13 protein-coding genes and 1 tRNA gene are annotated in these 11,519 nt (G+C 71.1%); 4 read left to right on the top strand and 10 right to left on the bottom strand.

Features of this window, described 5'->3' with window-relative positions; genetic code table 11:
* Positions 1-29 precede the first annotated feature (29 nt).
* The 4 genes from ACFVTX_RS03565 to ACFVTX_RS03580 form a co-directional block, all read right to left on the bottom strand.
* Positions 30-1,085 carry a DUF3048 domain-containing protein gene (locus ACFVTX_RS03565; protein WP_386898091.1) on the bottom strand — a complete coding sequence of 352 codons (1,056 nt, stop codon included), beginning with the start codon at positions 1,083-1,085 and terminating at the stop codon, positions 30-32.
* A 103-nt stretch (positions 1,086-1,188) separates the two neighbouring features.
* A complete protein-coding gene (locus ACFVTX_RS03570) occupies positions 1,189-1,392 on the bottom strand; it encodes a cold-shock protein (RefSeq protein ID WP_022889901.1) in 204 nt (67 codons plus the stop codon).
* 204 nt (positions 1,393-1,596) lie between these two features.
* Positions 1,597-2,154 (bottom strand): LytR C-terminal domain-containing protein, encoded by a 558-nt coding sequence (locus tag ACFVTX_RS03575; RefSeq protein ID WP_386898093.1) that lies wholly within the window; start codon positions 2,152-2,154, stop codon positions 1,597-1,599.
* 27 nt (positions 2,155-2,181) lie between these two features.
* Positions 2,182-2,478: a DUF3263 domain-containing protein gene (locus ACFVTX_RS03580; protein ID WP_386898095.1), complete on the bottom strand. Its 297-nt coding sequence runs from the start codon at positions 2,476-2,478 to the stop codon at positions 2,182-2,184.
* 203 nt (positions 2,479-2,681) lie between these two features.
* Here ACFVTX_RS03580 and msrB point away from each other — a divergent pair, with 203 nt between their 5' ends.
* Both msrB and ACFVTX_RS03590 read left to right on the top strand, forming a co-directional pair.
* Positions 2,682-3,083 carry a peptide-methionine (R)-S-oxide reductase MsrB gene (msrB, locus tag ACFVTX_RS03585; RefSeq protein ID WP_386898097.1) on the top strand — a complete coding sequence of 134 codons (402 nt, stop codon included), beginning with the start codon at positions 2,682-2,684 and terminating at the stop codon, positions 3,081-3,083.
* Between the two features lies 1 nt (position 3,084).
* Positions 3,085-3,633: a nitroreductase family protein gene (locus ACFVTX_RS03590; RefSeq protein ID WP_386898099.1), complete on the top strand. Its 549-nt coding sequence runs from the start codon at positions 3,085-3,087 to the stop codon at positions 3,631-3,633.
* Here ACFVTX_RS03590 and ACFVTX_RS03595 read toward each other — a convergent pair.
* The 3 genes from ACFVTX_RS03595 to ACFVTX_RS03605 all read right to left on the bottom strand — a co-directional run bounded on the left by ACFVTX_RS03595 (position 3,626) and on the right by ACFVTX_RS03605 (position 5,780).
* Positions 3,626-4,594, bottom strand: a complete 969-nt coding sequence (locus tag ACFVTX_RS03595) for a DMT family transporter (RefSeq protein ID WP_386898100.1) — start codon at positions 4,592-4,594, stop codon at positions 3,626-3,628. The genes ACFVTX_RS03590 and ACFVTX_RS03595 overlap by 8 nt on opposite strands.
* Before the next feature lie 97 nt (positions 4,595-4,691).
* Positions 4,692-4,764, bottom strand: a tRNA-Thr gene (locus ACFVTX_RS03600).
* An 89-nt stretch (positions 4,765-4,853) separates the two neighbouring features.
* Complete coding sequence (locus tag ACFVTX_RS03605) at positions 4,854-5,780, bottom strand: DsbA family protein (RefSeq protein WP_386898102.1); 927 nt, start codon at positions 5,778-5,780, stop codon at positions 4,854-4,856.
* A 247-nt stretch (positions 5,781-6,027) separates the two neighbouring features.
* Here ACFVTX_RS03605 and ACFVTX_RS03610 point away from each other — a divergent pair, with 247 nt between their 5' ends.
* Entirely contained in the window at positions 6,028-7,128 is a 1,101-nt protein-coding gene (locus tag ACFVTX_RS03610; RefSeq protein WP_386898103.1) for an ABC transporter ATP-binding protein, read from the top strand.
* A 221-nt stretch (positions 7,129-7,349) separates the two neighbouring features.
* Positions 7,350-8,669, top strand: a complete 1,320-nt coding sequence (locus ACFVTX_RS03615; RefSeq protein WP_386898105.1) for a DUF4032 domain-containing protein — start codon at positions 7,350-7,352, stop codon at positions 8,667-8,669.
* Positions 8,670-8,735: 66 nt separating this feature from the next.
* On the opposite strand, the gene rlmB is transcribed toward ACFVTX_RS03615, so the two are convergent.
* The 3 genes from rlmB to ACFVTX_RS03630 are packed head-to-tail and all read right to left on the bottom strand — an operon-like array spanning position 8,736 to position 11,516.
* The gene (rlmB, locus tag ACFVTX_RS03620) at positions 8,736-9,770 is read right to left on the bottom strand and encodes a 23S rRNA (guanosine(2251)-2'-O)-methyltransferase RlmB (RefSeq protein WP_386898107.1); all 1,035 of its coding nucleotides are present in this window, start codon (positions 9,768-9,770) and stop codon (positions 8,736-8,738) included.
* Positions 9,767-11,191: a cysteine--tRNA ligase gene (gene cysS, locus ACFVTX_RS03625; RefSeq protein WP_386898109.1), complete on the bottom strand. Its 1,425-nt coding sequence runs from the start codon at positions 11,189-11,191 to the stop codon at positions 9,767-9,769. Before cysS ends, rlmB begins: the two co-directional genes overlap by 4 nt.
* A gap of 55 nt (positions 11,192-11,246) precedes the next feature.
* Entirely contained in the window at positions 11,247-11,516 is a 270-nt protein-coding gene (locus tag ACFVTX_RS03630) for a hypothetical protein (protein WP_386898111.1), read from the bottom strand.
* Between the last annotated feature and the right edge of the window lie 3 nt (positions 11,517-11,519).

Genomic DNA, 11,519 nt, shown 5'->3' on the forward strand with positions numbered 1-11,519 from the left:
AACACCGCCGGCTCCGCCGCAGCCCGGGTTCAGGGCGCGAACGACACCGCGCCCTCCTGGGGCACGAGCTCGATCCAGGTGTTCCCCGGAGCGAGGCGCAGGGGCGAGCCGTCATCGGCCGTGAGCACGATCGGCGACGTCTGGGCGTCCTTCGTCCAGGTACCGTGCGCGGTGCGGCCGCCGACCGAGACCCAGGCCTCCCCCGAGCCGATGAGCACCGTCTTGGGCACCTCGCCGTACGTCCAGTCGATGCCGACGCGCAGCGTCACGACGTTCGTCGCCCGAACGCGCTCCCCGCTCGCCTCGAGGTCGGGGGCACCGTCCTGCGAGCGCAACCACGACGAGGTGGCGGCGTCCCAGTCCCAGCTCGGCATGCGCCCCTCCGCGAAGACGAGCCCGAGGTGCGAGGTGGGCGCGGCGGCGAGCGCCGGGTCCGCCAGCGGATCGGCGGTGCCGTAGTCGAACTGCACGGGCGGCGGGGCGAGCGCCGCGTTCCGCGCCATCGTCTCGGTCGCGTCAAGGATCACATCGTGGGGGCCGGGCCGCTCGTCGGCGCGGGAGAAGAGCCCGGTGTCGTCGAAGTCGAAGACGACGTTCACGAGCGGCGTCGCCATCATCATGTCGACGAACAGCTCCTGGCCGCCCGAGTAGGCGATGATCCCGCCGAGCGGGGAGGCGATGTCGGGGTCCATCGGCCGGATGGAGCGGATCGGCCCGATCTCGTCGGGCACATCGGAGTGCCAGACCGCGAGGTAGCGCGTGAGCCCGCCCTCGACCAGTTCCTCGAAGACCAGGTCGGTGCGGTTCAACGCGATCTGCGGCCGTGCCTCCTCATGGTTGTCGATCTTGGCGGCGAGCGAGGGATGCTCCGGCGTCCCCGCGGCGGCAGGTGCGCCCCGCAGCGGGGAGAACACCACCGGCGTCGGCTGCGAGCTGCCGACCGGCCGGTGCGTCGCGGTGGCCGACGGCGACGCGCTCGGCTCGGGCGGCGCCTCCTGGCAGCCGACGAGGAGCAGCATCGCGGCGGCGAGCACGGCGAAGACGACCCCGCGCCGAGGGGAGGACCCGTTGACCCCCGTGACCATGGCCACATGCTAGCCATCCGTCCGGGCCGGAGGAACCGAATCGGGCCGGACACGCCGAACGCGCCGTCGGAGGGACGACGGCGCGTTCAGAGCTGTGCTGCGCTCAGGCGGGACGGACGGCCTCGGCCTGCGGCCCCTTCGATCCGGTGCCGACCTCGAAGACGACCTGCTGGCCCTCTTCGAGCACCTTGTACCCGGCCATGTCGATGGCGGAGTAGTGGACGAAGACGTCCTGGCCATCACCGTCGACGGTGATGAACCCGTATCCCTTTTCAGCGTTGAACCACTTGACGGTTCCGTTCGCCATGCGTTGCTCCCATGTTGCGGTGTGTGGATCAGCACGTGCCTGTCGCCTGTACCGGGTCGCACTCGGCACCGGCGGACGGGGCACCTGAGGTGCCGGACGTGCACACGGGCTCGGGCGACCAACACCAGATAGTCACACCGCGCGACCCCGACGCAAGGGGGTTCGCGTCACGAATGGTCGCAGAATGGCAACGATTCGGTCGGCTCAGCCGGCGGGGGCGGCGCCCGTCGCCTGCGCGAAGTCGGAGCCGAGCACCAGGACGAGCGGCGTGCCCGTCGCAGCGAAGCTCTCGGAGAGGCGGACGTCGGCCTCGGGGATCACGCTCGCGACGCCGCGCGCGGCGCCCTCGAGGTCGGGGGTCGCGTAGTAGACGACCGTCTCGGTGAGGTCGTTCGTGCTCGCGTTGGCCGTGGCGTCCACCGGCACGCCGCCGGCCGTCAGCATGTCCTGGGCGTTGGCCGCGAGCCCCGCGGTCGTGGTGCCGTTGAGCACGGTCACCTTGAGGTCGGGCGCGATGGTGGGTTCGGCGGTCGCGACCGGCGCCTGCGTCTCGACCGGGTCGGGCCCGCTCGCGACGTTCAGCCGTTCGTTGAACACCATGACGCCCGCGATGCCGACGCCCGCGAGCACGACGGTCGCGAGCGCCGCCCAGCCGAAGCGGATCCACTTCGCACCGCGCCGCGCGGGCGCACGGTGCGCACCGACCCGATCGATGCCGTGCGGGATCGAGTCGAAACGATCGCGAGGGAACTTCTGCGCCATGGGATCCAGATCGGGTCGGGGCCGGGCTCAGTCGAGCGGGCGGCCGAGGGGAATCGAACGACGGGAACGAGCGACGCGGCGCGCCGAACGCATCCGCTGCAGCCGCTTGACGAGCATCGGATCGTGGCGGAGCGCCGCAGGCGAGTCGATGAGCTCGCCGAGGATCCGATAGTAGCGGGCCGCCGAGATGCCGAACTCGGCGCGGATCGCCTCGGCCTTGCGCGCAGGCTGCTGCCAGGCGCGCCCCTCGAAGGCGAGCACACGGAGCTGGCGATCGTCGAGGCCGACGTCGTCGGGGCGGTCGGGCACGCGCTCCGCGCTCATCCCGCACCTCCCGTCACGACGGCCGTCCGACCGTCTGCAGCACATCCTAGAGAACGCCCGCCGGGAGTGCGCCGAGTGTTCGCGGCGTGTGCCGCAGCGCGGAACAGACGGCCGCGCAGCGGCGTTGCATCCGTTGTGCGCGATCGCCGCGCCGAGAAGCTGCGACGATGGATGCGTCGTCCGCGACCCCGAGAGGAGCCCCCATGTCCTACCCAGTGAACAAGAGCGATGCCGAGTGGCGTGCCGAGCTGGGCGACGCGCAGTTCGCGGTGCTCCGCGAGGCCGCGACCGAGCGCCCCTGGACGGGCGAGCTGCTCGACGAGGAGCGCGCCGGCGTCTACAACTGCGCGGCGTGCAACGCCGAGCTCTTCAAGAGCGGCACGAAGTTCGACTCGGGCTGCGGCTGGCCGAGCTTCTACGAGTCGGTCCGGCCCGAGGCGGTCGAGCTCATCGAGGACCGCACCCTCGGCATGGTGCGCACCGAGGTGCGCTGCGCGAACTGCGGCTCGCACCTCGGGCACGTGTTCCCCGACGGGTTCGGCACCCCCACGGGCGACCGCTACTGCATGAACTCGCTCGCCCTCGGCTTCACGCCCGAGTCCTGAGGTGGCGTCGGTTCGCGAGGCGGCGCTCGCCCGGCGCTCGGCCCCCAAGGTGACGGATGCCTCGCCGAGCGACGCGGAGCTCCTCGAGCTCCTCGGCGTCGCCGAACGGGTCGCCGACCATGCGGCCCTCCGGCCCTGGCGGACGATCGCGTTGCGGGGCGCCGCCCGCGAACGGCTCGGCGCGGCCCTCGTGGCCGCGTCGGGTTTCGAGGGCGAAGCGTCCAAGAAGCTCGCGGCGAAGCCGCTGCGCGCGCCGCTCGTCATCGCCCTCGTGTTCACCCCGCGATGGCACCCGAAGGCGCCCGAGTGGGAGCAGCTCGTCGCCGCCGCGGGCGTCGGGCATCTGCTCAGCCTGCTCCTCGACGAGGCCGGGTGGGGCGTCATGTGGCGGACGGGGCCGTTCACGAGGCATCCGGCCGTCGCGGAGATGCACGAGCTCGCGCCCGGCGAGCAACTGCTCGGCTGGCTCTACGTGGGCGGGCGACCCGAGCGCGGGCGGCCCGCGCGCCCCGCCGAACGCCCTGCGCCGCGGTTCGGCTCGCTCAGCTGAGCGGGGCGTCGGCCTCGGCGTCCGCGTCGGGGGCGCGATGCCGGTGGCGCGACCAGCGGATCGAGGCGACCGCCACCGCGGCGACGGCGAGCACCGTGCCGCCGATGGTCGCGGCGTCGACCGGGCGGCCCGTCGGCACGAACAGGTCGAGCGCGAGCGCGCCCGCGAGCTGCCCCGCCACCCCGCAGAGGGCGAGCAGCAGCACGCCGATGACGCGCACCACGAGCGCCTGACCGGCGATGAAGATGCAGCCGATCGCCCCGCCCAGGTAGAGCCACGGCTCGCTCGGCAGCCGTTCGGGCCATCCTTCGATCGCCGCGTGCCCGAGCATGACCACGACGAGGGCGACGGTGCCGACGGCGAAGTTGCCGAACGCCGCAGTGAGCGCGCTGTCGGCCTCGACCTTCACCCGCCCGTTGACCGCCTGCTGCCAGCCGACGCCGAGCCCCGCCGTGAACGGGAACAGCATCACGAGGAGCGGCACGTCGTGCGCGAGCTGCGCCGACACCGCCCATCCGATCGCGACGAGCGCGAGCACCGCGCCGAGCACCCGCATCGGCGTGAGCGGGCGGCGACCGCCCGGGCCGAGCCCGACGACGTCGAACACGATGCCGCCGACCGTCTGGCCCGCGACGATCGCGACGGTGAACATCGCGACGCCGAGCACCCCGGCAGACAGCCCCTGCGTGATGACGAACCAGGCTCCGGCGAGGCCGCCGAGCACCATCCACCACGCGAGACGGCCGCTGCGCAGGCCTGCGACGACCCTGCCGACGCCCTCGCGCCCGGGCCGCCACACCGTGAGCGCGACGCTCAGGATGACGAGCCCGGAGCCGAACGAGATCGCGGCGGCCGTGTACGGGTCGTCGAGCTCGGCCGCGAGCTGCCCGTTGACCCGCGACTGCAGCGCGGTGCCCGCACCGAACACGACGGCGAGCACGATCGCGACCCAGACGGGCATGCGGGTGCGCTCGACATGCGGATGGACATGGGCGTGGCGGTGGGCGGGGCCGTGCGAAACGTCGCCGGGCCGCCCGCCGGGGATCTCTTCGGTCAAGAGCCGGCTGCGGGACTCGAACCCGCAACCACCGCTTTACAAGAGCGGTGCGCTACCAATTGCGCCAAGCCGGCCTGGGGCGGATGCCCCGCCGGACATCCTACCCGGCTGGGACGACGAAGGCCCGGCGCGAACGCCGGGCCCTCGTCGGGATGCCTCGTGACTACGACGCGGGCGTCGGAGTGGGGGTCGGCGACGGCGTCGAGGTCGACTCCGAGAACGCCTCGCCCGTCGCCTGGAGGACGAAGGACTGGAACTCGGCCGGGTCGGTGAGCGAGCCCACGTACTGCTTGCCGTTCACGAGCACGGTCGGGGTGCCCTTGATCGACTCGAGGTCGGAGTTCGGCACGGGCTGCGTCAGGGCGCGCTCGGTCGCGTTGTTGACCCAGCCGTGGAACTGCTTGGAGTCGATGCACTCGTTGATCGACGAAGCGCCGCCCGCCTCCTTCACGAAGCCCTTGAGCTCGTCGTTGGTGAGGCCGGTCGAGCCCTCCTCGGGCTGGTTCGCGAACAGCAGCGCGTTGAAGTCGAGGAACGTCTCGGGCGAGTTGTCGGCGACGCAGGCGGCCGCGTTGGCGGCGCGCAGCGAGTACTGGGTGCCCGCCGAGCGGTTCGTGAGGATCGCGAGCGGGTGCGTCTCGAGGGTCGCAGCGCCCTGCTCGACCATCTTGCGGATGGCGTCGCCGTTCGTGTTCTCGAAGTCGCCGCAGAAGGGGCAGAGGTAGTCGACGTAGACGACGATGTTCGCGACGGTGCCGCTGTCGTCCTGCTCGGTCGGGATGGGATCGGCGTCGGCGGCGAGCGCCTTCGTCTCGACGGGGGTGACGACGCCGTCGACCCCGGTGAGGAGGATGCCGTTGCTCGCCATGTTGGCGGGGCCGGGGCCCGCGGGCTTCGTGTTCTGCACGACGACGCCGATGACCAGGCCGATCACGAGCACGACGGCGACGGTGACGCCGCCGATCAGGAAGAACTTGTTCCGACGCTCCTTCTTCTTCTGCGCTTCGCGCAGCTCCCTCGCCTTCTCGCGCGCGGCTTCGCGCTGCTGGTTACGGGTGGGGCGTGGCTGGTTCGATCCGCCGTTGCTCATCGATGGTCACTCCGGTCGCTGTGTGGGCGCGCGCGAGTGCAGGCGCACGCAATGACGATAGTAGGGAGGATGGCTGGGAATCACCCAAACGGGCGCTGAACGCGCCCGCCCAGGCGAAGTCGGCGGGATGCCGCGTGGCCGGAACACTCGTTCCCGCGTGCGATACTGAGGAGGCGTCGATGTCGACGCGCTTCCATTCACTACGGATCGTCCGGCACGTACCTGCCGGTGAAGGAGAGAAAGAACCATGGCGTCAGTCACGTTCGACAAGGCCACCCGCCTGTACCCGGGCGGCACCCGCCCCGCGGTCGACCAGCTCGACCTCGAGATCGCCGACGGCGAGTTCCTCGTGCTCGTCGGCCCGTCGGGTTGCGGCAAGTCCACGTCGCTCCGCATGCTCGCCGGCCTCGAAGAGGTCAACGACGGCAACATCTTCATCGGCGACCGCAACGTCACCGATGTTCCCCCGAAGGACCGCGACATCGCGATGGTCTTCCAGAACTACGCGCTGTACCCGCACATGACGGTCGCCGAGAACATGGGCTTCGCGCTCAAGATCGCCGGCGTCGGCAAGGAGGAGCGCGCCGCGCGCGTCCTCGAGGCGGCCAAGCTCCTCGACCTCGAGCCCTACCTGTCGCGCAAGCCGAAGGCCCTCTCGGGCGGCCAGCGTCAGCGCGTCGCCATGGGCCGCGCGATCGTCCGTCAGCCCCAGGTCTTCCTCATGGACGAGCCGCTGTCGAACCTCGACGCGAAGCTCCGTGTGCAGACCCGTACGCAGATCGCGTCGCTCCAGCGCCGCCTCGGCGTCACGACGGTCTACGTCACGCACGACCAGACCGAGGCGCTCACCATGGGTGACCGCATCGCCGTGCTGAAGGACGGCCTGCTCCAGCAGGTCGGCACCCCCCGCGACCTCTACGAGAAGCCGCAGAACGTCTTCGTGGCCGGCTTCATCGGCTCGCCCGCGATGAACCTCTTCCACGCCGACCTCGCCGAGTCGGGCGTCAAGTTCGGTTCGGCCATCGTGCCGGTCGACCGCGACATCCTCGCCGAGGCCAACGGCACGGTCGCCACCATCGGCGTCCGCCCTGAAGACATCGTCGTGTCGTCGACCCCCGGCGAGGGCCTCGAGGTCGACGTCGACCTCGTCGAGGAGCTCGGCGCCGACGGCTACCTCTACGGCCACTCGACCGTCGAGGGCAAGCGCACCGACATCGTCGCGCGCGTCGACGGCCGCGCGCACCCGAACGCCGGCGACAAGGTGTACCTCACCGCGACGCCGAACCACGTGCACCTCTTCGACGCCGAGTCGGGCCACCGCCTCGGCAACAAGGCCGTCGTCAGCTGACCTCGCGCCTCATGACGATCGATGCCGGTCGGGCGATTCGCCCGGCCGGCATCGTCGTCTCCCGGCGGCCTCGGCCCCGAGGCATCCGCACCTCTGGAAGGATCGACGCATGAGCGGTTCACTCTCGATCACCTCCATCCGACGCAGCCCGACCAGGAGTCAGTGATGAGCGGTTCACTCTCGATCTCCTCCATCCGACCCAGCCCGATCAGGAGTCAGTGATGAGCGGTTCACTCTCGATCACCTCGGCGATGGCCGATCCGGCCCTCCTCGACCTGCCGTGGGATCTCCCGCTCGAGTCGTGGCCGAGCAACTCGATCGCCGCGCTCCCGAAGGGCATCTCGCGCCACCTCGTGCGGTTCGCGCACCTCGGCGGGCACGTCGTCGCCGTCAAGGAGACGACCGCCGAGATGGCGAAGGGCGAGTACGAGATGCTGCGCACCCTCCAGCGCCTCGAGATCCCGTGCGTCGAACCGGTCGCGGTCATCACGAACCGCACCGACGAGGAGGGCGACGAGCTGAAGCCCGTGCTCGTCACCCGGCACCTGCGCTTCTCGCTGCCCTACCGCGCGCTCTTCTCGCAGACGCTCCGTCCCGACACGGCGACCCGCCTCGTCGACGCGCTCGCGGTGCTCCTCGTTCGCCTGCACATCGTCGGCTTCTTCTGGGGCGACGTGTCGCTCTCGAACACGCTGTTCCGCCGCGACGCGGGCGCCTTCGCGGCGTACCTCGTCGACGCCGAGACGGGCAAGCTCTACGAGGGCGGCCTCTCGAACGGGCAGCGCGAGAACGACCTCGAGATCGCGCGCGTCAACATCGCGGGCGAACTCCTCGACCTCGAGGCGGGCGGCAAGGTCGCCGACGAGCTCGACCCGGTCAACATCTCCAACGGCATCGTCGAGGCGTACCGCAGCCTGTGGAAGGAGCTCACCGGCTCCGAGTCGTTCTCCTCGACCGAACGCTGGCGCATCAACGAGCGCGTGAACCGCCTGAACGAGCTCGGCTTCGACATCGAAGAGCTCGCGATCAAGACGGATGAGTCGGGCACGACGGTGCGCATCCAGCCGAAGGTCGTCGACGCCGGCCACCACCAGCGCCGGCTCCTGCGGCTCACGGGCCTCGACGCGGGCGAGAACCAGGCCCGTCGCCTGCTCAACGACCTCGACTCGTACCGCGCCGCCTACGGCAAGGACCACCTCGACGAGGAGATGGTCGCGCACGAGTGGCTCATGCGCGTGTTCGAACCGGTCGTGCGGGCGATCCCGCTCGAGCTCCGCGGCAAGCTCGAACCGGCCGAGGTCTTCCACCAGCTGCTCGAGCACCGCTGGTTCATGGCGCAGCAGGCGGGGCACGACATCCCCCTCGCCGAAGCGGTGACGAGCTACATCAACACGGTGCTCCGCCACCGGCGCGACGAGGCGACGATGATCGACCCGCCGACCGGTGCGCTGACCGCGGCGATCGAGGTCGTGCCGACCGAGACGCAGGCCATCAGTGCGATCGACCCCGACGACGACGAAGACTGGCGTCTGAAGGTCTGAGACCGGCCGCGGGGCATCCGGCCGATGCCGAATGCCCCGCGGAACCGTGCGTCGCGCGCTGCTGGCCTACTCGCCCGCGGCGCGCAGCTTCGAGATCTCGTAGAGCGTGACCGACGCGGCGATGCCGGCGTTCAACGACTCGGTCGTGGCGCTGATCGGGATCGAGACGATCGCGTCGCAGGTCTCTGCGACGAGGCGCGAGAGCCCCTTACCCTCGCTGCCGACGACGATCACGATCGGCCGTTCGGCCCAGCTGAGGCCGGGCAGCGAGACATCGCCGTCGCCGTCGAGGCCGAGCACGAAGACGCCGCGCTCCTTCAGGCTCTTGAGGGTCTGCGTGAGGTTCGACGCCATCGCGACGGGCACGCGTGCGGCGGCGCCGGCCGAGGTCTTCCAGGCGCCGGCGTTGACGCCGACCGAGCGGCGCTGCGGCACGATGATGCCCTGCCCGCCGAACGCGGCGGTCGAGCGGATGATCGCGCCGAGGTTGCGGGCATCGGTGATGCCGTCGAGGGCGACGAACAGCGGGGTCTCGTCGCGGGCGATGACCTCGTCGAGGAGCTCGATCGGGTGCGCGTACTCGTACGGCGGGACCTTGAGCGCGAGGCCCTGGTGCACGCCGCCCTCGCCCGCGAGGCGGTCGAGTTCGGGCTTCATGACCTCGAGGATGGGGATGCCGCGGTTGGTGGCGATCTTGATCGCCTCCTTGACCCGGTCGTCCATCTCGATGCGCGCCGCGATGTAGAGCGTCGTCGCGGGGATGCGGGTGCGCAGCGCCTCGACGACGGAGTTGCGACCCGTCACGATCTCGGACTCGTCGCCCGACTTCGAACGTCGCGCCGCACCCGAGGCGCCGCGGGGCGCGCCCGCGCCACGGCCCTGGCCTGCGACCTTGCCGCCCGCCTTGCCACGGCCGCCGGCGGCCGCGTAGCGCTCCTGCGCCGCCTTGCGCTTGCCGGCGGGGTGCCAGGCGCGGTCTTCGGCCTTCGGCGTGGGGCCCTTGCCCTCGAGGGCCTGACGGCCCTGGCCGCCCGAACCCACCTGCTTGTTCTTCGCCTTGCGCACTGCTCCGGCGCGCGACTTGCCGCTGCTGCCCTTCATGATCCCAAACTCCAATGCGTGCCGGTCTGACTGTCTTCGATGGTGATGCCCGCGGCCGTGAGTTCGGCGCGGATGCGGTCGGCTGCGGCGTAGTCCTTCGACTCGCGTGCAGCCTGTCGGTCTTCGATGAGCCGCGTGACGAGAGCGTCGAGCGCGGATGCCGCGGGGCCGGCGTCGGCCGCGGCCCAGTGGTGGTCTCGGGGGTCGATGCCGAGCACCTGCACCATGGCGACGACCTGCCCGTGGGCGGTCGCCGCGTCGTGCAGCTCCTCGGCGTCGAGGGCCTGGTTGCCGGCGCGTACGGTGTCGTGCAGCACGGCGAGGGCCTGCGGCACGCCGAGGTCGTCGTCCATCGCGGCGTCGAACGCCTCGGGTGCGACCGGGGCGCCGGTGCCCGCGAAGCGGGTGCCCGCGAGTCGGCGTTCGACGCGCTCGAGGAACACGCGGACGCGGTCGACGGCCGCCTCGGCCTCGAGGAGCGAGGACGGCGAATAGTCGAGGGTCGAACGGTAGTGGGCGGCACCCAGCAGGTAGCGCACCGCGAGCGGGCTCGCGAGGGCGAAGAGCTCGGCGGCGTAGACCGAGTTGCCGAGCGACTTCGACATCTTCTGCCCGCCGATGTTCACGAGGCCGTTGTGCACCCAGTACCGGGCGAAGGCGTCGCCCGCCGCGTTCGACTGGGCGAGCTCGTTCTCATGGTGTGGGAAGCGCAGGTCGAGCCCGCCGCCGTGCACGTCGAACTCGGTGCCGAGGTAGCGCGCCGCCATCGCCGAGCACTCGATGTGCCAGCCGGGGCGGCCGTCGCCCCACGGCGACGGCCAGCTCGCGGACGCGGGCTCGTTCGTCTTGCGGCCCTTCCACAGGGCGAAGTCGCGGGGGTCGCGCTTGCCGCGGGGGTCGGCGTCGGCCGCCGCCTCCATCTTGTCGCGCGACTGACGGGTGAGTTCGCCGTAGGCGGGCCAGCTCGAGGTGTCGAAGTAGACGTCGCCCGAGCCGTCGTCGGCGGGGTAGGCGTGGCCGCGCTCGATGAGGCGGGCGATGAGCTCCTGCATCTGCTGCACGCTCGCGGTCGCTCGGGGCTCGTAGCTCGGCGGGAGGATGCCGAGGGAGTTGTAGGCGGCGGTGAACTCGAGCTCGACGCGGTAGGCGAGCGCCCACCACGTGTCGCTCGTGCCCTCGTCGACGGCGGCCTGCAGGATCTTGTCGTCGATGTCGGTGACGTTGCGCACGAAGATCACCTCGTTGCCCCGGTACGCGAACCAGCGACGCATGAGGTCGTAGACGAGGGCGCTGCGAAGGTGCCCGATGTGCGGGCTCGACTGCACGGTCGGACCGCAGACGTAGATGCCGACGCGCCCCTCGCGGAGGGGCGTGAAGTCGCGCAGCGCCTGGGCCTTCGAGTCGTAGAGTCGCACGGTCACCTGTCGAGTTTAGCGGCGCGCCGTCGCCGGGCTTGGCTGTGGCGGCTGGCGCGCCTCAGCGCTTGCGCGGATCGCCGCTGCGCCCCCACGTTCGTGGAGGCCGTCGCCCTCGAAGTATGTTCACGCCGATCCATGCGAACGTTGCCGCGAACGCGCCGTAGACCAGGACGGCCAGCCAGAGGGGCGACTCCCCGAAGCGCATGAACGGAACATACGCCGCGAGGTCGCCCGCGACGTCGACCACTGAAGAGATGAGGATGAAGCTCAGCAGCGCCGCGATCGCAAAAGGACCGGCCGCTAGAACGACATCGACTCGCCGACTCATGCC

It is taken from the genome of Agromyces sp. NPDC058136 (genome assembly GCF_042884375.1).
GTDB lineage: Bacteria > Actinomycetota > Actinomycetes > Actinomycetales > Microbacteriaceae > Agromyces.